Source organism: Streptomyces sp. ITFR-21 (assembly GCF_031844685.1).
Taxonomy (GTDB): Bacteria; Actinomycetota; Actinomycetes; order Streptomycetales; family Streptomycetaceae; genus Actinacidiphila.
In genome coordinates, this window is sequence record NZ_CP134605.1 from 1,693,912 (window position 1) to 1,713,523 (window position 19,612).

At 73.8% G+C, this 19,612-nt stretch carries 14 protein-coding genes and 1 pseudogene; 7 read left to right on the top strand and 8 right to left on the bottom strand.

The window, feature by feature from the left end; translation table 11 throughout:
- Positions 1 to 40 precede the first annotated feature (40 nt).
- Entirely contained in the window at positions 41 to 1,957 is a 1,917-nt protein-coding gene (locus RLT57_RS07565) for an ABC transporter ATP-binding protein (protein ID WP_311300618.1), read from the top strand.
- Between the two features lie 142 nt (positions 1,958 to 2,099).
- Here RLT57_RS07565 and RLT57_RS07570 read toward each other — a convergent pair whose 3' ends face one another.
- Together RLT57_RS07570 and dnaG are read right to left on the bottom strand one after the other, a co-directional pair.
- The gene (locus RLT57_RS07570; protein ID WP_311296592.1) at positions 2,100 to 3,476 is read right to left on the bottom strand and encodes a sigma-70 family RNA polymerase sigma factor; all 1,377 of its coding nucleotides are present in this window, start codon (positions 3,474 to 3,476) and stop codon (positions 2,100 to 2,102) included.
- A gap of 354 nt (positions 3,477 to 3,830) precedes the next feature.
- A complete protein-coding gene (gene dnaG, locus RLT57_RS07575; RefSeq protein ID WP_311296593.1) occupies positions 3,831 to 5,747 on the bottom strand; it encodes a DNA primase in 1,917 nt (638 codons plus the stop codon).
- 126 nt (positions 5,748 to 5,873) lie between these two features.
- On the opposite strand from dnaG, the gene RLT57_RS07580 reads away from it, so the two are divergent.
- Positions 5,874 to 7,055 (top strand): glycoside hydrolase family 9 protein, encoded by a 1,182-nt coding sequence (locus tag RLT57_RS07580; RefSeq protein ID WP_311296594.1) that lies wholly within the window; start codon positions 5,874 to 5,876, stop codon positions 7,053 to 7,055.
- A 93-nt stretch (positions 7,056 to 7,148) separates the two neighbouring features.
- A complete protein-coding gene (locus tag RLT57_RS07585) occupies positions 7,149 to 7,781 on the top strand; it encodes a glycoside hydrolase family 9 protein (RefSeq protein ID WP_311296595.1) in 633 nt (210 codons plus the stop codon).
- Between the two features lie 141 nt (positions 7,782 to 7,922).
- Here the strand turns inward: RLT57_RS07585 and RLT57_RS07590 are convergent, their stop codons facing one another.
- The 3 genes from RLT57_RS07590 to RLT57_RS07600 form a co-directional block, all read right to left on the bottom strand.
- Entirely contained in the window at positions 7,923 to 8,402 is a 480-nt protein-coding gene (locus tag RLT57_RS07590; RefSeq protein ID WP_311296596.1) for a GNAT family N-acetyltransferase, read from the bottom strand.
- An 18-nt stretch (positions 8,403 to 8,420) separates the two neighbouring features.
- Positions 8,421 to 9,683 carry an NAD(P)/FAD-dependent oxidoreductase gene (locus tag RLT57_RS07595; RefSeq protein WP_311296597.1) on the bottom strand — a complete coding sequence of 421 codons (1,263 nt, stop codon included), beginning with the start codon at positions 9,681 to 9,683 and terminating at the stop codon, positions 8,421 to 8,423.
- Positions 9,684 to 10,031: 348 nt separating this feature from the next.
- Positions 10,032 to 11,387 carry a deoxyguanosinetriphosphate triphosphohydrolase gene (locus tag RLT57_RS07600; RefSeq protein ID WP_311296598.1) on the bottom strand — a complete coding sequence of 452 codons (1,356 nt, stop codon included), beginning with the start codon at positions 11,385 to 11,387 and terminating at the stop codon, positions 10,032 to 10,034.
- A gap of 320 nt (positions 11,388 to 11,707) precedes the next feature.
- On the opposite strand from RLT57_RS07600, the pseudogene RLT57_RS07605 reads away from it, so the two are divergent.
- From RLT57_RS07605 to RLT57_RS07615, 3 genes and pseudogenes are all read left to right on the top strand, one after another.
- Positions 11,708 to 12,341 (top strand): annotated as a pseudogene (locus tag RLT57_RS07605) (SanA/YdcF family protein).
- A gap of 58 nt (positions 12,342 to 12,399) precedes the next feature.
- Entirely contained in the window at positions 12,400 to 12,915 is a 516-nt protein-coding gene (locus RLT57_RS07610) for an OsmC family protein (RefSeq protein ID WP_311296599.1), read from the top strand.
- 108 nt (positions 12,916 to 13,023) lie between these two features.
- Positions 13,024 to 13,566, top strand: a complete 543-nt coding sequence (locus RLT57_RS07615) for a GNAT family N-acetyltransferase (protein WP_311296600.1) — start codon at positions 13,024 to 13,026, stop codon at positions 13,564 to 13,566.
- A 32-nt stretch (positions 13,567 to 13,598) separates the two neighbouring features.
- Here RLT57_RS07615 and RLT57_RS07620 read toward each other — a convergent pair whose 3' ends face one another.
- Both RLT57_RS07620 and RLT57_RS07625 read right to left on the bottom strand, forming a co-directional pair.
- Positions 13,599 to 14,522, bottom strand: coding sequence for a GlxA family transcriptional regulator (locus RLT57_RS07620; RefSeq protein ID WP_311296601.1), 924 nt, complete (start codon positions 14,520 to 14,522; stop codon positions 13,599 to 13,601).
- Positions 14,519 to 15,142, bottom strand: a complete 624-nt coding sequence (locus tag RLT57_RS07625; protein WP_311296602.1) for a cysteine hydrolase family protein — start codon at positions 15,140 to 15,142, stop codon at positions 14,519 to 14,521. The genes RLT57_RS07620 and RLT57_RS07625 overlap by 4 nt, the downstream gene beginning before the upstream one ends.
- A 253-nt stretch (positions 15,143 to 15,395) precedes the next feature.
- Here RLT57_RS07625 and RLT57_RS07630 point away from each other — a divergent pair, with 253 nt between their 5' ends.
- The gene (locus RLT57_RS07630) at positions 15,396 to 16,133 is read left to right on the top strand and encodes a DUF4230 domain-containing protein (RefSeq protein ID WP_311296603.1); all 738 of its coding nucleotides are present in this window, start codon (positions 15,396 to 15,398) and stop codon (positions 16,131 to 16,133) included.
- A gap of 372 nt (positions 16,134 to 16,505) precedes the next feature.
- Here RLT57_RS07630 and ppdK read toward each other — a convergent pair whose 3' ends face one another.
- On the bottom strand, positions 16,506 to 19,316 hold the full coding sequence (gene ppdK / locus RLT57_RS07635) for a pyruvate, phosphate dikinase (protein ID WP_311296604.1): 2,811 nt from the start codon (positions 19,314 to 19,316) through the stop codon (positions 16,506 to 16,508).
- Between the last annotated feature and the right edge of the window lie 296 nt (positions 19,317 to 19,612).

Sequence of the window (19,612 nt, forward strand, 5' to 3'; positions counted from 1 at the left end):
CGAAGGACAGCGGCCGGCGGTCCAGCGACCGCCGCGGCCGATGGGCGGTCCGGCCCGTTTCATGTCCGGCGGACCGGTCGAGCGGTCGATGGACTTTTCGGGCTCCCTGAAGCGGCTGCTGGGCACGATGCGCCCGGACCGCTTCCTGCTCTCCGTGATGCTGACGTTCGGCCTGGTGAGCGTCGCGCTGTCGGTGACCGGCCCGCGGATCCTGGGCCGTGCCACGGACCTGGTCTTCGCCGGGGTGATCGGCCGGCAGGTCCGGGGCGGCTCCAAGCGGCAGGCCCTGGACACGCTGCGGGCGCACGGGCAGGACAAGACGGCCGACCTGCTGTCGGGCATCGACTTCACCCCCGGCCAGGGCATGGACTTCCACGCGATCCGCGACGTGCTGCTGCTGGCGCTGGCGGTGTACGTGGTCGCGGCGGCGCTGAGCGTCATCCAGATGCGTACCGCGACCAGGATCATCAACCAGGCGGTGTACCGGCTGCGGTCCGACGTCGAGGTGAAGCTGTCCCGGCTGCCGCTGTCGTACTTCGACCGGCAGCCGCGCGGCGAGGTGCTCAGCCGGGCCACCAACGACATCGACAACATCGGCCAGAGCATGCAGCAGACCATGGGCCAGCTGATCAACTCGCTGCTGACCATCGTCGGTGTGCTGGCGATGATGTTCTGGATCTCCTGGCTGCTGGCGCTGGTCGCGCTGGTCACCGTGCCGGTGACGCTGCTGGTGGCCACCCGGGTCGGCAAGCGGGCACAGCCGCAGTTCGTGCAGCAGTGGAAGACCACCGGGGCGCTCAACGCGCACATAGAGGAGATGTACACCGGGCACTCCCTGGTAAAGGTCTTCGGGCGGGCGAAGGAGTCCGCGGAGATCTTCGGGCGGGAGAACGAGCAGCTGTTCCGGACCGGTTTCCGGGCCCAGTTCATCTCCGGCACGATCCAGCCGATGATGATGTTCATCGGCAACCTGAACTACGTGCTGGTGGCGGTGATCGGCGGTCTGCGGGTGGCGTCCGGGGCGCTGTCCATCGGTGACGTCCAGGCGTTCGTGCAGTACTCGCGGCAGTTCAGCCAGCCGCTGACGCAGGTCGCGAGCATGGCGAACCTGATCCAGTCCGGGGTCGCCTCCGCCGAGCGGGTCTTCGAACTCCTCGACGCCGAGGAGCAGTCGGGCGAGCCGCGGGTACCGGCCCGGCCTGCCGTGCGGCGCGGGCGGGTGGCGCTGGAGGACGTGGCCTTCCGCTACCTGCCGGACAAGCCGCTCATCGACGGCCTGTCGCTGACGGTGGAGCCGGGGCACACGGTGGCCATCGTCGGCCCGACCGGCGCCGGCAAGACCACGCTGGTCAATCTGCTGATGCGGTTCTACGAGGTGTCCGGCGGCCGGATCACCCTGGACGGCACGGACGTCTCGGCGATGTCCCGGCAGGAGCTGCGGGCCTCGATAGGGATGGTGCTGCAGGACACCTGGCTGTTCGGCGGCACCATCGCGGAGAACATCGGGTACGGCAGTGAGGGCGCCGGGCGGGCGGACATCGAGGCGGCGGCCCGGGCGGCGCACGCGGACCGCTTCATCCGCACGCTGCCCGACGGCTACGACACGGTGATCGACGACGAGGGCACCGGCGTCAGCGCGGGCGAGAAGCAGCTGATCACCATAGCGCGGGCGTTCCTGTCCGACCCGGTGATCCTGGTGCTGGACGAGGCCACCAGCTCGGTGGACACCAGGACCGAGGTACTGATCCAGCGGGCCATGGCCAGGCTCAGCGACGGCCGGACCAGCTTCGTCATCGCGCACCGGCTGTCCACGATCCGCGACGCCGACGTCATCCTGGTGATGGAGTCGGGGTCGATCGTGGAGCAGGGCACGCACAGCGAGCTGCTCGCCGCACGGGGCGCGTACGCGCGGCTGTACGCGGCGCAGTTCGCGCAGGCCGTGGCGGAGGTGGACTAAGGGCTCCGCCGTTCGGATCCCCGCGGCGTCACGGGGGCCCGGGGCCCGAAGCTCGGGACCGGGCCCCCCGGGGCCCCGCCGCGTCCCCCTCGGGCCCGGAAGGGCCGGTCGGGCCCGGAAGGGCCGGTCGAGGTCGCGGGGGTCAGTCGAGGTAGCCGTGGAGCTGGTCGGCGAAGGCGTGGTCGCGCAGCTTGCCCAGCGTCTTGGACTCGATCTGGCGGATCCGCTCCCGGGTGACCCCGAAGATCCGGCCGATCTCCTCCAGCGTACGGGGACGGCCGTCGGCGAGCCCGTACCGCAGCTGGACGACCTTGCGTTCGCGCTCGCCGAGCGTGGACAGCACCGCCTCCAGGTGCTCGCGCAGCAGCAGGAACGCGGCCGACTCGGCCGGTGAGGCGGCGTCGCCGTCCTCGATGAGGTCGCCGAGGGCGACGTCGTCCTCCTCACCGACCGGGGCGTGCAGCGACACCGGCTCCTGGGCGAGCCGCAGCACCTCCCAGACCCGTTCCTCGGTCAGGTCCAGTCGGACGGCGACCTCCCCGGTGCTCGGTTCGCGGCCGTGCTCCTGGAGGAGGAGGCGCTGGACGCGGACCACGCGGTTGATCAGCTCCACCACGTGCACGGGGACGCGGATGGTACGGGCCTGGTCGGCGAGCGCGCGGGACATCGCCTGGCGGATCCACCAGGTGGCGTAGGTGGAGAACTTGTAGCCGCGGGCGTAGTCGAACTTCTCGACCGCGCGGATCAGGCCGACGTTGCCCTCCTGGACCAGGTCGAGCATGATCAGGCCGCGGCCGATGTAGCGCTTGGCCACCGAGACGACGAGCCGCAGGTTCGCCTCTATCAGGCGCCGTTTGGCCGTCCGGCCGAGCACGACCAGGCGGTCGAGGTCGACGGCGAGCCGGGAGTCCAGGTCGGGGAAGGCGGCGAGCTTCTCCTCCGCGAACAGGCCGGCCTCCACCCGGCGGGCCAGCTCGACCTCCTCGGCGGCCGAGAGCAGCGGGATGCGGCCGATCTCGCGCAGGTACTGGCGGAAGAGGTCGGCGGAGGGGCCGGCCGCCGCCTCGGCGCGCAGCGACCTGAGCGGCGGGGCGGGGTCGAGGAACCCGGCCGCGTCGGGCGGGGCCGCCACGTCGGACACGTCGGACACGTCGGGCAGGTCGGGCAGGTCGGGCAGGTCGGCCACACCGGCGACGTCGGGCGGCACGTCGGCGAGGTCCTGGAGGTCCGGAGGTCCGGCCTCCGCAACCCTCTTGCCCCCCTTGCCCTCCTCGGCCTCCTCGGCCTCCTCGGCGTCCGCCGGGGCCCCGGCCTCCTGGACGTCCCCGGGGGCCCGGGAAGGCCCGGGGTCCTCGCGCTCCCGCGGCGGGTCGGACCCCGCGCCTTCCCCGCGCTGTTCCGGCACCCGGGACACCGGCGCCGAGGGCAGCGCCTCGGCGACGGCCGGCAGTACGGGGAACGCGACCGGGAAGTCCGGCCGGGGTTCGGTCTCGACCTGGATCTGGCTTCGGGTCTGCACGGAAGCGACCTCCGCGATGAGCGCGACAATGGGCTCGGAGAAGGGCTGGGGCCGAGCCGTTCCGCGAAGCTCCGGCCAAGCCAGACCCCGGGCGCCGTCACCCAGTGTGGCCCACGACACGCCCCGCCACGAGGGTCGTGCGTACGCTTTTTCACGCCACGTCACCACCCGCGTCCGTGTGGTGACGGCGGCTCAGGCGGCCGGAGGCGGGGCGGGGCGCCGTCGCGGGGCGGGGGGAGGGCCGCGGCGCGGCCGGAGCGGCCCGGCAAGACCGGCGGGAAGGCGCGCACGGCCGGCGGCACCGGGCCCGCCGAGAACACCTCGGCGGCGGCCGGACCGGCTCGGCCCGCCCGGCTACAGGCCGGCCGCGCCCAACTGCCGGAGCCTGCGGCCGTAACTCTGCAGCGCCCACAGTTCGTCCCGGAGGGTGACCCGCTCCGGCGCCTCCTGCGGCACGCCCTGCGCGTCGAGCCGCGCGTGGGCCGCCTGCACCTCGGCGACCCGCCGGGACACCGCGTTCAGCCGTACGTCGACCAGCACCGCGCCGGCGTAGAACTCCGGTGCCTTGTGCATCACCGGCTCGACGGCCAGCTCCGTCACCCAGGTACGTACCGTGTCGTCCGGCGCCGCCTCCCGGACCCGCGTCAGGTAGTCCGGGTCCGCGTGATCGGTGCCGCCCGCCTGCGCGATCACCCGGCGCACCGCCGCGTACGGCGGGCCGGTGAACTCGTCCTCGCCATAGGCGTCGAAGGCGGGCGAGACCAGGTGCGGGAACTGGAGGGCCAGCTTGAGCAGTTCGCGCTCCAGGCGGTGCGCCGGGCTGCGCAGGTCGAGCCGGGGGCCGGAGGCGGTCGCCCTGGCCGGGCCCGCCGACGCGCCGGGGCCCGGCCGGGGCGGGCGTCCACGGTCGGCGACCGGCGCGTTGCCCGCCGCCCGGGCCCGGGACATCGCCCGGACCCGGCGGATGATCGACTGCTCCTCGGACTGGGTGGCGATGCCCGCCATGCCGATCAGCCGGATCGCGTAGCGGTCCCGCAGCGACTGGTTCTTGATCGCGGCCACCACCGGGACCGCCGCGTCCACCGCCGCCACCCGGCCCTCGTCGGTGTCCAGGTTGTAGCGGGCCACGATCGAGCGCAGCGCGAACGCGAACAGCGGGGTGCGCCCGTCGATCAGCCGCTGCACCGCCGCGTCGCCCTCGGCGAGCCGCAGCTCGCAGGGGTCCATGCCGCCGGGGGTGATCGCGATGGACGTCTCGGCGGCGAACTTCTGGTCGTCCTCGAACGCCCGCAGCGCCGCTTTCTGGCCCGCGTCGTCGCCGTCGAAGGTGAACACCACCTCGGCGAGCGCGTTGTCCATCAGCAGCCGCCGCAGGATCTTGATGTGGTCGCCGCCGAACGCGGTGCCGCAGGTGGCGATCGCGGTGGTGACGCCGGCCAGGTGGCAGGCCATCACGTCGGTGTAGCCCTCGACGACCACCGCCCGGCCGGTCCTGGCGATCTCCTTCTTCGCCAGGTCGATCCCGTACAGCACCTGGGACTTGCGGTACAGCGGGGTGTCGGGCGTGTTCAGGTACTTCGGCCCCTGGTCGTCCTCGCGCAGCTTGCGCGCGCCGAAGCCGATCACCTCGCCGGTGATGTCCCGGATCGGCCAGATCAGCCGGCCCCTGAAGCGGTCGATCGCCCCGCCACGCCGGCTTTCCGAGGCCAGCCCGGAGACGATGAGCTCCTTGTCCGAAAAGCCCTTCCCGCGCAGGAACCGCACCAGGTGGTCCCAGCCGGCCGGCGCGTACCCCACGCCGAAGTGCTCCGCCGCGGCCTGGTCGAACCCGCGCCCGGCCAGGAACTTCCGCCCGATCTCCGCCTCGGCCGAGCCCAGTTGCTCGACGTAGAAGGCCGCCGCCGCCCGGTGCGCCTCGACCAGCCGGATCCGCTCCCCCTGCTGCCGGCCGGGGACGTGGCTGCCCTCCTCGTACCGCAGCGTGATCCCGGCCTGCCCGGCCAGCCGCTCCACGGCCTCGGTGAACGACAGGTGGTCCAGCTTCATCACGAACGCGAGCGTGTCGCCGCCCTCGCCGCAGCCGAAGCAGTGGTACAGGCCCTTGGCCGGACTGACCTGGAAGGAGGGGGACTTCTCGTCGTGGAAGGGGCACAGGCCCTTGAGGTTGCCGCCGCCGGCCGGTCTGAGCTGGAGGTACTCCGAGACGACGGCGTCGATGGGGACGGCGTCGCGTACCGCCTTCACGTCCTCGTCCCTGATCCTGCCGGCCACGGGGGAAGTCTACGGCCCTGGTGGGACGGGCCGGTCCGGACCCGGGGATTGACCCGCCGACGGGGAGGGGCTAGCTTCGCGATTCGTTAGGAAGCTTTCCTGTTACCGGGGTTCCGGGGAGTGCGCATGCCGTTCCGTCGTACGGGCAGGGCCGCGGTGACCGGGGTGACGGCCGCCGCCGTGCTGGCCGGACTGTCGCTGACCGGCGGGGCGGACGCCGTGGCGGACGCCGCCGGCGGGCTGGTCCGGGTCGACCAGGTGGGATACGCGGACGGTGCCGCCAAGGAGGCGTTCCTGCTGGCGGGGTCGCCGGTGTCCGGGGCGCGGTGGCGGCTGGTGGACGGCCGCGGCCGGGCGGTCGCGGCGGGCCGTACGGCGACGAGCCTGGGGCGGTGGAACGCGGCCTACCCGGCGGTCTACCCGATCGACTTCAGCCGGGTACGCACCCCGGGCGGATACCGCCTGGTGGTCGACGGCGCCGCCGCCTCACCGCTCGTCACCATCGGCCCGTCGGCTGCGGTCTTCGCCCGGCCCGCCGCCGACGCCACCCGCTTCTTCCAGGCGCAGCGCGACGGCGCCGACCCGGTCCCCGGGCAGCTGGGACGCGGGCCCGCGCACCTGAACGACGCCAAGGCCGCAGTCTACGACCCGCCCGCCTACACCGACCCCGACGGCGACACCGTCGAGGCCGCGCCCGGGAAGGCCGGCGGCACCGTCGACGTCTCCGGCGGCTGGTTCGACGCGGGCGACTACCTGAAGTTCACCGAGACCACGTCGTACGCGGTGGCGGCCCTCCAGATCGCGGCGCTGCGGACCGGCGCCGGGCCCGCCTCCGCGCTGGGTGCCGAGGCGCAGCACGGTCTGGAGTGGCTGGACCGGATGTGGGACGGCACGACGAGGACGCTCTACATCCAGGTGGGCCTGGGTTCGGGGACGGAGGACGGCAGCGTGGTCGGCGACCACGACGTGTGGCGGCTGCCGGAGAAGGACGACACCGACCGGGCCCACCCCTTCCTGCGGAACCGCCCGGTCTTCCGGGCCGCCGCGCCCGGCTCGCGGATCAGCCCCAACCAGGCCGGCCGGCTGGCCGCCGACTTCGCGCTCGCCGCCCAGCGGTACGCCGCCACCGGCCGCGCCGCCGACCGCGCCAGGGCCCAGGGGTACCTGGCGACCGCCGCGCAGATCTACGGCCTGGCCGACACCGGCCCCGGGCAGCTGGTCACCACCGTCCCGTACGGCTACTACCCGGAGACCAGCTGGCAGGACGACCTGGCCTTCGGCGGCGCCGAACTGGCGCTGGCCGCGTAGCAGCTGCGCGACCCGCGGGCCTCGGGGTGGCTGCGGCAGGCCGCGCGGTGGGCGAAGGGCCACCAGGGCGAGGACGGCGCGGACAGCCTCAACATGTACGACACCGGCGCGCTCGCCGACCTGGACCTGGCCCGCGCGGAGAAGGCGGCCGGCGAGCCCCACGGCCTGGCGGCGTCGTATAAGCAGCTGATCGGCTACGTGCGAGGGCAGCTCGACACCGCCAGGGACCGCGCGGCGGCCGACCCCTTCCGCGCGGGCGCGGTCTACGACGACTTCGACGCGGACTCGCACACGCTGGGGCTGGCCGCGACCGTCCGGCTGTACCGGTCGGTGACGGGCGACCGCTCGTACGACCGGTTCGGCACCGAGCAGCTCGACTGGCTGCTCGGCGCGAACGCCTGGGGCACGTCCTTCATGGTCGGCGAGGGCACCACCTTCCCGCGGTGCACCGCCGGCGAGCTGGGCAACCTGGCGGGCAGCCTGGACGGCGGGCGGCCGCTGGAAGTGGGCGCGGTCGTCAACGGCCCCAACGGCTCGGCCCAGTTCGAGGACGGCCTCGGCGACTACCTGGACGGCATGCGCCCCTGCCCGGCCGCCGACGACCCGTTCGCCGCCTTCACCGGCCACGGCAGCACCTACACCGACGACGTGCGCTCCTGGCAGAGTTCGGAACCGGCCCTGGACATGGACGCCTCGGGCCTGCTGGCCTTCTGCCTGTCCCGGTGAGCGGCCGGCCCGGGTCCCGGACCGCCGCCGTGCAGACCGCGTACACCGTGCTCGTCGAAGCGGGCACCGGCCGCGGGCGGGTGGCGAAGGCCGGGCACCGGGCGCCGCGGGGACCGGGAGCGCCGTGCGCGACCGGGCGGGTCAGCGGTCGAGGTCCTTGGTGACGAAGACGTAGTGCGGGCCGCTCGGCCGGAGTTCGAACTGCTCGCCCTGGGCGGTGAAGCCCAGGTGTTCGTAGAAGCCGGTGGCGGCGATCCGGCCGTTGCACCAGGCGAGGGCGGCGCCGCGGGCGGCGGCCTCGCGCAGGCCGGCGTTGAGGGCGGCGGCGCCGAAGCCCCGGCCGCGGACCTCGGGGGCGCTGCCCATGCCGCGGAAGCGGTAGGCGGGGGCGGGCTCGCCCGGCAGCGGGTCGGGGAAGAAGGTCACACAGCCCTTGACCGTGCCGCCGCCGGCCCCGCCGTCCCCGTGCCCGGCGGCGTCCCCGTCGTCGTACACCGCTATGTGGAAGGTGTCGCCGCGCGAGTCCTCCGGATAGACGGCGGTCTCGCGCGGCATCCCGGTGCGCAGCACCGCCCACCGCAGGGCGAAGATCTCCTCGACGGGTACGACGGCGGTCCGCATGGCGGGTGTCCTTCCTGGTCAGTCCAGGAGAGAGGCTAGCGCGACGGACGGGTCGGCCAGCGCGTCGGGGCCCACCGGGCGGTCGCTACGGATCAGCTGCTGGACGGTGTCGGTGACGTCCCAGACGTTGACGTTCATGCCGGCCGTCACCCGGCCCTCGCGCAGCCAGAACGCGATGAACTGCCGCTTGCCCACGTCGCCGCGGCACACCACCTGGTCGTAGCTGCCGGGGGCGGCGTAGCCGGAGAACTCCAGGCCCAGGTCGTACTGGTCGGAGAAGAAGTACGGGACCCGCTGGTACGGCTCCCGGCCGCCGAGCATGGCGCGGGCGGCGGCCGGGCCGCCGCCCAGGGCGTTCGCCCAGTGCTCGACCCGCAGCCGCAGCCCGAGCGGCGGGTGCTCGGCGTTGGCGACGTCGCCGGCCGCGTAGATGTCGGGGTCGGAGGTGCGCAGGCCCGCGTCGACCGCGATGCCGCCGCCCTGTTCCGGGGCGACCAGCGCCAGCCCGGCGGACTCGGCGAGCGCGGTACGGGGGGCGGCGCCGATCGCGGCGAGCACGTCGTGCGCGGGGTGCTCCTCGCCGTCGTCGGTGACGGCGGCCAGCACCATGCCGTCCTGGCCGATGATCTCGGTGAGCTTGCGGCCGAACTGGAAGCGGACGCCGTGCTCGGCGTGCAGGTCGGTGAACACGGAGCCCAGCTCCGGGCCGAGTACGGAGTGCAGCGGGGTGGGCGAGGGCTCGATGACGGTCACCTCGGCGCCGTAGCCGCGGGCGGCGGCGGCCACCTCCAGGCCGATCCAGCCCGCGCCGGCGATCACCAGGTGTCCGTTCTCCCGGCCGAGGCTGGTCAGGACGTGCTTGAGCCGGTCGGCGTGGGCCAGCCGGCGCAGGTGGTGCACGCCGGCCAGTTCGGTGCCGGGGATGTCGAGGCGGCGGGGCTCGGAGCCGGTGGCGAGCAGCAGCTTGTCGTACTGGAGGGTGGTGCCGTCGCCGAGGGTCACGGTGTGGGCGGCGCGGTCCAGGTGGACGACCGGCTGGCCGAGGTGCAGCTCGATGTCGTGCTCGGCGTACCAGCCGGGCTGCTGCACGAACAAGGTGTCGCGGTTTGAGGTGCCGGCCAGATAGCTCTTGGACAGCGGTGGGCGTTCGTAGGGGTGGTCGCGCTCGTCGCCGATCAGTATCACCCGGCCGGTGAATCCCTCGGAACGCAGCGTCTCCGCGGCCTTGGCCCCGGCGAGCCCCGCCCCGACGATCACGAAGGTCTGGTGTGCGTCCACCACTGTGCGCCTCCCCTGCCGGTCGTTGCCGGTCGTTCGTTATACGCGAGCGTCCCGCACGTCAGTGCCGTCCGGAAGAGCGCCGCGCCGGTCCGTTCTTGCGCCGTTCCTCTGCCGAACGTCCACTGAACGCCCGAACGATCCCTGCCGGCGGCCCTTTTCCGGACCGCCCGACATGATCATCGCATCGATACGCAAGGGTCTCCAGGGATCTGGGTGACGCGCGTTGCCGCAGAGCCGCGGCGCGGGGGTGCGCGCGGGGGCGCGAGGGGGGCGCCGGACCCGGAGCGGCGGCCGAGGACGACCCGGCCGCCGGAGGCACGCGGGACGCGGACGCCCGCGCGACAGACCCTAGGACGTCAGCCGGGCGTGGAGGGCGGTGGCCGCCGCGTCGGTGAGGGAGGCGATCTGGTCGACGACCGCGCGACGGCGGGCCGCGTCGTCGGGGGCGGCGTCGAACAGGGCCCGGAACTGGGGGTCCAGGCCCCGGGGGGCGCGGTCGAGCAGGGTGTGGGCCAGCTCGCCGATGAGGACCCGCTGCTCGGCGCGGCGCCGCGCGTGGGCGGCGCGCTGCATCACGTAGCGGTCGGCGACGGCCTTGAGCACCGCGCATTCGAGCCGCTGCTCCCGGGGGACCACCAGTTCCGCGCCGTACCGGGTGAGCCGGGCGGTGCCGTACCGCTCCCGGGTGGCCTCCTCGGCGGCCAGGCAGAAGCGGCCGATCAGCTGGGAGGCCGCGTCCTTGAGCCGCGCCTGGTCCAGCGCGCTGCCGTCGTAGCGGCGCGGCCACCACGGCTGGTCGAGCAGCCGGTCGAGCGCTGCGGCCAGCTCGGCGGGGTCGGTGCCGGGCGGGGCGTACCGGGCCGCGGCGCAGCCGAAGACCTCGGCCCGCTCAGGGCGGGACAGCAGGGCCCGGGGGTCTATGTGGCCGGCCTGGAGGCCGTCCTCCACGTCGTGCGCGGAGTACGCCACGTCGTCCGCCCAGTCCATGACCTGCGCCTCGAAGCACTGGCGGCCCTCGGGCGCGCCCTGCCGCAGCCAGCGGAAGACCGGCAGGTCGTCCTCGTACACCCCGAACTTGCGGCTGCCCGGAGTCGTCGGGTGGCCGCCGCGCGGCCAGGGGTACTTGGTGGCCGCGTCCAGCGCGGCCCTGGTGAGGTTGAGCCCGACGCTGACCAGTCCGCCGTCGCCCGTGTCCCCGCCCGCGGCCCCCTCCGGCGCCGCCACGAACCGCTTCGGCTCGATCCGGGTCAGCAGCCGCAGGCTCTGCGCGTTGCCCTCGAACCCGCCGCAGTCCGCGGCGAACTCGGCCAGTACCAGCTCCCCGTTGTGGCCGAAAGGCGGGTGTCCGAGGTCGTGCGCCAGGCAGGCAGTCTCGACCAGGTCGGGGTCGCAGCCGAGCGCCGCGCCCAGCTCCCGGCCGACCTGCGCGCACTCCAGCGAGTGGGTGAGCCGGGTGCGCGGGCTGGTGTCGGTCACCGCCGCGCCGCCCACCCCGGGGTCCATCACCTGCGTCTTCCCGGCCAGCCTGCGCAGCGCCGCCGAGTGCAGCACCCGGGCCCGGTCGCGCTGGAAGGCGGTACGTCCGGGCCGCTTGTCCGGCTCGGGCACATAGCGTTCCAGGTCGTCGCGGCCGTACGGCCCGTGCCGCTCGTACGGTTCGGGATGGCCGGGGGCGGCGCCGGGTGGTCGGTGGTTCACTGCCATGCCCCTGACGGTAACCGCCCGCGCCGACGGGGGTGGCGACACGTACGTGTACGGACGGACTCACGCACGGCCGTGCACCGGGCCGCGCGTGCGGCGCGGCGACCGACCGGGCGCGCGCGGTGTGGCGGGCCACGGCCGTCCGGCGGCGTTCGGCCGAAGGGGAACCCGGCCCCGGGGTTTTCGCGTCCACCAGGGTCGGTCAGGACGGTCGCCCGGGGCCGGGGCGGGGGGAGGGCAGGCGAGGGGAACGTCATGCGCGTACCGGAGCGGGTGGTCCGGATCGGCCCCGCCTTCCCCGCACCCGGCGCGAGTGGCGCCGCCTGGCCCGGGTCGCCGTCGCCTGCTGCGTCCTGGCGCTGCCGCCCGCCACCTGGCTGCGGCTCGGCGCGGGCGACCGGGTGCGGTCGGCGGCGGACGTGCCGGGCGAGCCGGTGGCCGTGGTGTTCGGGGCCGGGCTGTGGCACGGGCGGCCGTCGCCGTACCTGGCCCACCGGCTGGACGCGGCCGCGCGGCTGTACCGGGCGGGGACGGTACGGGTCGTGCCGGTGACCGGCGACAACGGCCGGACGCCGTACGACGAGCCGGGCGCGGTGCGGACGTACCCGGCCGCGCACGGGGTGCCCCGGGGCAAGGTGGTGCCGGACTACGCCGGCTTCGACACCCCAAGACTCCTGCGACCGGGCCGAGCGGGTGTTCGGGGTGGACCGGGCGGTGCTGGTCAGCCAGGGGTTCCACATCCGCCGGGCGCTCGCGCTGTGCGCCGCGGCCGGCGTCGACGCGTACGGGGTCGGGGTGGACGAGCCGCACGACGCGACCTGGCTGGCGGGCGGGGTGCGCGAGCTGCTGGCCGCGGACAAGGCGGCGCTCGACGTGCTGGTCAAGCCCGACCCGCGGTTCCTCGGCCCGCACGAGGACGGCGTGGCCCGCGCGCTCGCCGGGCCGTCCGCGCGCTGACCGCGTGTGCCACCCTTGAAACGGTGGCACGTACCCGGCTGCGGAGAGGAACTGACCGATGGCGTCGGCGCGACAGCACACGTACCGGACCGAGGTGGTCTGGACCGGCAACCAGGGCACGGGCACCAGCACGTACCGCGCCTACGGCCGCGACCACGAGGTGTCGGTGGCCGGCCTGCCGACGCTCCTCGGCTCCGCCGACCGCTCGTTCCGCGGCGACGCCGGGCGCTGGAACCCGGAGCTGATGCTGCTCGCGGCGCTCTCGCAGTGCCACCTGCTGTCGTACCTGCACGTGTGCGCCGTGAACGGGGTCGTGGTGACCGCCTACACCGACCACGCGGGCGGCACGATGGAGGAGACCGGCGACGGCGGCGGCCACTTCACGGAGGTGGTGCTGCGGCCCGCCGTCGAGGTCGCGTCGGCCGCAATGGCCGACACGGCGCGGTCGTTGCACGGCGAGGCCAACCGGCTCTGCTTCATCGCGAGTTCGGTCAACTTCCCGGTCCGGCACGAGCCGACGGTGACGGTGGCAGGGGCGGAGGCGGAGGCGGAGGCGGAGGCGGTCGCTCCGTAGCGCCTCCGCCGGAAGCGCCCGAGGGGCGCGGCGGGCGCGGCCGATACGTCGGGCGCGGGTACGGGTCACGTAACCCGTACGAAACAAAGGCTGAGCACAATCCGCGGCATGAGGATCGACGAGGTCGCGTGGGCCGATCCGGACGCCGTCGCGCTGCGGGACCGGCAGCGGGCCGAGATCGCCGTGCGGTACGGGACGCCGGACAGCGAACCCGGGGTGCCGCCGTCGGCTGCGGACATCGCCGTGTTCTTCGTCGCCCGGGACACGGACGGCACCGGAGTGGGGTGCGGCGGGCTGCGCGCCCTCGGGGAGGGCGTCGGCGAGGTCAAGCGCATGTACGTCGACCCGGCCCACCGCGGCTCGGGTGTCGCGCCGCTGATCCTGCGCACGCTGGAGGACTGGGCGCGCGGCCGGGGGTGGACCGCGCTGCGGCTGGAGACGGGCGACGCCCAGCCGGACGCCGTCCGCTTCTACACCCGCTCCGGCTACCGGCGGATCCCCAACTTCGGGGTGTACGCCGACGCGGCGCGTTCCCTGTGCTTCGAGCGGTCGCTGCCGGAACGGCCCGGCGGCGCGGCCGGATCCGCCGGCGCCCCGGCGGCCGAGCCCGCCGGGGGCCCTGCCGCCGACCCTCCCGACACCCCCCGCTGAGCGGGTTGCGGCGCGCTCGGCCCGCGGCGCCGTCAGCCCGCGGCGACCGCCGCCGTACGGGACCTCAGGCGGCGGAGCATCCGGCCGTCCTGGAAGCCGACCGCGCGGGCGGCGGACTCGAGGGTGGCGCCCTGCGTGACGAGGTGCTGGGCCCGCTCCAGGCGCAGTTCCTGCTGGTAGCGCAGCGGGGTGCGGCCGGTGGCGGCGGTGAAGCGGCGGGTCAGGGTGCGCTCGCTGAGGCCGGTGGCGGCGGCGAGGGCGGTCAGCGGGAGGTGGTCGGCGAAGCGGGCGTCGATGAGGTCCTGGGCCCGGTGCACGGCGTCGCTGACGTGGCCGCGGTGCCGCAGCATCGCGCTGGCCTGCTGCTCGTCGCCGTTGCGGCGGGCGTAGACCACCATCTGCCGGGCGACCCGGGCCGCGGCGGCGGGCCCGTGCCGTACCGCCACCAGGTGCAGCGCCAGGTCGATGCCGCTGGCGATGCCCGCGGAGGTGACCACCCGCCCGTCGACCACGTACAGCACGTCGCGTACCACCGCGGCCTTCGGGTAGCGGCCGGCCAGTTCGTCCTGGAGGTCGTGGTGGGTGGTGCAGCGGCGGCCGTCGAGCAGCCCGGCCCGCCCGAGCGCGTCCGCGCCCGCGCAGACACTGGCGACGGTGCCGCCGGCCGCGTGGTGGACCCGCAGCCGGTCCAGGGTGTCGGGCCGCAGCGCGCCGGTGTCCCGGAGACTGGGCGACCGCCAGCCCGGCACCAGGACCAGATCGGCGGCGGACAGCGCGGGCCACTCGGTGGCGGCCCGCAGCGGCAGCCCCTGCGCGGTGAGGACGTCTTCCTGCTCGGCGGCGTACCGGAGCCCGTAGGGGAGGCCGAGGTCCGCGGCGGTGGAGAACACCTGGGCGGGCCCGGCCAGATCGAGCAAGTGCACGCCGGGAACCAGCAGGAAGACGACCTCGGTCACGATCCGGTCAGCTCCTTGACGGTGGTGACGGTCGCGAACCGGCCGGCGAGCGCGTACCGGGTCCTGGCGATGACCTCGTCCGGCAGCAGCGTGCGCGGGTCCGCCAGTACCTCGGCGAGCGGGCGGCCGGCGGGCGCGTCGGGGTCCGGGATCGGCTCGGTGGCGGTGGCGTCGACGACGAAGGTGACGTCGTAGCCGAGGTCGGAGGCCAACCGGGTGGTGGTCTCCACGCACTGCTCGGTGCGGATGCCGCAGGTGATCAGCGAGCGGATGCCGCGTTCGGTGAGGATCTGCTGGAGGTTGGTGGTGGTGAAGGCGTTGTGCGAGGTCTTGGTGAGCACCGGTTCGCCGTCGGCCGCCGCGAGCCCGTCGATCGGCCGGACGTACCCGAGCAGCGGGTCGAAGACGGTACCGGTGCCGGGCTCGGCGTGCAGCACCCAGATCACCAGGTCGCCGCGGGCGCGGGCGAAGTCGACCAGGCGGCCGACCTGTTCGGCGACCTCCGGGTCGGAGGCGGCCTGCCAGCCCGCGCGCTGCCGGAAGGACTCCTGGACGTCGATGACGACGAGCGCCGTACCCGAGGCGGACGCCGACTGCTGGGACTTCTCGGTTGAGGTCATGGTCCGATCCTGACGGGGTCCTGCGGTCAAGGATAGGCATGGTCGGGCCCGGCCACGGAACGATCCGGTCACCCGGACCGGGCCGGGCCGCGCGGAATCCGGCAGGAGCGGCCGACCGCGGGACACGCGCAGGTCACATCTGTCACGTCGCGGTAACCGGAGGCCAACGGCCCGGCCACAACCTGCCGCGCCAGCCGCGTTGCGCTCATGACATCGTCCCCCGTGGGTAGTTGAGGCGACGAGGAGGTGTGTCATGGAGACGCAGCAGAGCACGGGGACGCAGCAGATCACGGTGACCCGTACACCGTGGTGGGCGAAGATCGTCATCGGGGTGGTGGTCATCGGGGTGCTGTTCTTCCTGCTCGGGCGGGCGGACCTGCTGCCCGGTATCCCGAACCCGTTCGAGGAGAAGACCACGGACCGCAGCGGACCGGTGCTGCTGAAGTCGATCCAGGACATGAACCGCTTCGAGGGCGCCAGCGGCAACTTCGAGGTGGTGGTGGACCTGGACAAGGACGCCAAGTTCCTGCCGGACTTCATCCGCGGCAAGCGCACCCTGTACGTCGGGGCCGGCAGCGTGGACGCGTATGTGGACCTGGGATCGATCGGCGAGAACGCGGTGACGGTCTCGGACGACCGCAAGGCCGCGGCGATACGGCTGCCGCACGCGGCCCTCGAGCGGACCTCGCTCGACACCAAGAACAGCTACGTGGTCTCGCAGCAGCGGGGCTTCTTCGACAGGGTCGGTGACTTCTTCGGCAGCAACCCCGGCAACATGCAGCAGATGAACGAGTTGGCCGCGCAGAAGATCCAGGACGCGGCCAAGCAGACCGAGTTGGCGACGCGGGCGGAGACCAACACCCGCTCCATGCTCCAGCAGATGCTCACCTCGCTGGGCTTCACGACGGTCAGCGTCACCTTCGGCCCGCCCTCGGCGACCCCGGTCCCGGCCCCGTCGGCGTCCGCCTCGGCGTCGGCCTCGGCGTCCTGACCGCCGGGAGCGCCCGCTCCTCCTCGTAACCGGCCCAGGGCACCCGCCCTGCCCGGCGACCGCCGCGGCGACCGCGCCGCCCCCACGGGCGCGCGGTCGCCGTCCGGCGTCCCGGGACCCCCGCAGGGACCCGCCGGCGAGCCCTCGCCACGAGCGAGCGCCCTGCGGGGGCGTGACGGGCAGGGGCGTAATGGGCGAGGGCGTAATGGGCGGGGCGTGATGAGCCGGGCGTGATGAGCCGGGGGCGGCGCCTCCGCACGAAGCGCCGCCCCCGGCGGAATGGGCCGGAGCCCCGGGGTGGGCCGGCGGTGAGGGTTGGGGCCCCGGGGTGGGGCCGCCGCCGGCTGGTCCGGGCCCGGCCCGGTCAGGTGGTCATCGCGGAGTGGCCGCGGCGCGGCCCGCTTCGAGGCGGGCGACCGGGATGCGGAACGGCGAGCAGGAGACGTAGTCGAGTCCGACGTGGTGGAAGAAGTGCACGGACTCCGGGTCGCCGCCGTGCTCCCCGCAGACGCCGAGCTTGAGGCCGGGGCGGGTGGCGCGGCCGGCCTCGGCGGCGGAGCGGACGAGGGCGCCGACGCCGTCCCGGTCGATCGTCTCGAACGGGGAGACGCCGAAGATGCCCTTCTCCAGGTAGGCGGTGAAGAAGGACGCCTCCACGTCGTCGCGGGAGAAGCCCCACACCATCTGGGTCAGGTCGTTGGTGCCGAAGGAGAAGAACTCGGCGGCCTCCGCGATCTGGCCGGCGGTGAGGGCGGCCCGGGGCAGCTCGATCATGGTGCCGATGGACAGCCCGAGCGAGGTGCCGGTGGCCGCCTCGACCTCGGCGACCACCCGGTCCGCCTCCTCGCGGACGATCTCCAGTTCCTGGACGGTGCCGACCAGCGGGATCATGATCTCCGGCCGCGGGTCGCCCTTGACCGACCGCCGGTGCGCGGCGGCCTGGGCGATGGCCCGTACCTGCATCGCGAACAGCCCCGGGATGACCAGCCCGAGCCGTACCCCGCGCAGGCCCAGCATCGGGTTCGACTCGTGCAGCCGGTGCACCGCCTGGAGCAGCCGCAGGTCGTTCTCGTTGGCGTCCCTGCGGGCCTCGGCCAGCGCCACCCGGACCGACAGCTCGGTGATGTCCGGCAGGAACTCGTGCAGCGGCGGGTCCAGCAGCCGTACGGTGACGGGCAGTCCGTCCATCGCCTCGAACAGCTCGATGAAGTCGGCCTTCTGCAGCGGCAGGAGCGCGCCGAGGGCCTCGTCGCGCTCGGCGTCGGTGTCCGCGAGGATGAGCCGCTCGACCAGCTCGCGCCGCTCGCCGAGGAACATGTGCTCGGTGCGGCACAGGCCGATGCCCTGTGCCCCGAACCGCCGGGCGCGGGCGGCGTCCTGCGCGTTGTCGGCGTTGGCCCGCACCCGCAGCCGGCGCACCCGGTCGGCGTACGCCATGATCCGGTGCACGGCCTGGACGAGTTCGTCGGCCTCCTCGGCGCCGGCGTGCATGCGCCCCTCGAAGTACTCGACGACCGGTGACGGTACGACCGGCACCTCGCCGACGTACACCTTGCCGGTGGAGCCGTCGATCGAGATCAGGTCGCCCTCCTCTATCACCAGGCCGCCGGGCGCGGTCAGCCGGCGCCGCTTGGTGTCGACCTCCAGCTCCTCGGCGCCGCACACACAGGTCTTGCCCATGCCGCGGGCGACGACGGCGGCGTGCGAGGTCTTGCCGCCGCGGGAGGTGAGGATGCCCTGCGCGGCGATCATGCCGTCGAGGTCGTCGGGGTTGGTCTCGCGGCGGATCAGGATGACCCGCTCCCCCGAGCGGGACCACTTCACCGCGGTGTACGAGTCGAAGACCGCCTTGCCGACCGCCGCGCCCGGTGAGGCGGCGATGCCCCAGCCGATCCGCCGCACCTGCGGGCTGTCGGCGACCGTCTCCTCGAAGCGGGGGAACATCAGCTGGCCGAGCTGGGCGCCGGTGACCCGCTGGAGGGCCTCGGCCTCGTCGATGACCCCCTGGTCGACCAGCTGGGTGGCGATCCGGAAGGCGGCTGCCGCGGTGCGCTTGCCGACCCGGGTCTGGAGCATCCACAGGTGGCCGCGCTCGATGGTGAACTCGATGTCGCACAGGTCCTGGTAGTGCGTCTCCAGGGTCTCCATGATCTTCGTCAGCCGGTCGTACGAATCCCGGTCGATCGTCTCCAGGTCGGCGAGCGGCACGGTGTTGCGGATGCCGGCCACCACGTCCTCGCCCTGCGCGTTCTGCAGGTAGTCGCCGTAGACGCCCTGGTGGCCGCTGGCCGGGTCGCGGGTGAAGGCGACGCCGGTGCCGGAGTCGGGCCCGAGGTTGCCGAAGACCATCGAGCAGACGGTGACGGCGGTGCCGAGGTCGCCGGGGATGCGTTCCTGGCGGCGGTAGAGCTTGGCGCGGTCGGTGTTCCAGGAGTCGAAGACCGCCCGGACGGCCAGGTCCAGTTGCTCGCGCGGCTCCTGCGGGAACTCGCGGCCGGCCTCCTTGGCCACGATCGACTTGAAGTCGTCGACGAGCTGCCGCAGGTCGGCGGCGTCCAGACCGAGATCGCTTCCGGCGCCCTTGGCCCGCTTGGCCTCGTCCAGCGCCTCTTCGAACAGCTCGCCGTCCACGCCCAGGACGGTTTTGCCGAACATCTGGAGCAGCCGGCGGTAGGAGTCCCAGGCGAACCGCTCGTCGCCGAGCCGGGCCGCGAGGCCCGCCACCGAGGCGTCGGACAGGCCGATGTTGAGGACGGTGTCCATCATGCCGGGCATCGAGAACTTGGCTCCCGAGCGGACCGACACCAGCAGCGGGCCGTCGGGCTGGCCGAGCTTCCTGCCCATCCGGCGCTCCAGCGCGTCGAGGTGCGCACTCACCTCGTCGCGCAGGGCGGACGGCTCCGTGCCGGTCTCCAGGTAGACCCTGCACGCCTCGGTGGTGATGGTGAAGCCCGGCGGGACGGGCAGTCCGAGGTTGGTCATCTCGGCGAGGTTCGCACCCTTCCCGCCGAGCAGGTCCTTGAGGTCCTTGTTGCCCTCAGTGAAGTCATAGACGAACTTCGGTTGTTTCTCTGGTGCCGACACGTGGTCCTCGACTCCTCGCGATCCTCGCGGCCGGGTTGCGGCTGGGATGCCCTGACGGCGGGGAGCGTACCCATCTCCAAGGTGCTGAAGAGCGTCCATCACCACGACACACGGGTGTAACCGCCCGTCTGCCGACAAATCCAATGTGGACGGCCGCCGGCGGGAATCCGGCGTCCGTTCACGAGTCGAAGGGGGAATCCCGGAGGGCGAGACGCCACCCTGGATCCGGCTACGCGTGGTGACGGTTGGGGTGGCGACATGGAGACACGGGGGGCGGCACGGAGTGCCGTTCATTCGAGAGGTAAGGCGCTCCTTTGTGCGCTCCGATGAGCGCAAGAGATATCAAGTGTGGCATGAATCACGCGCCGACGAGCCGCCGCGTCTCACATCCCGGA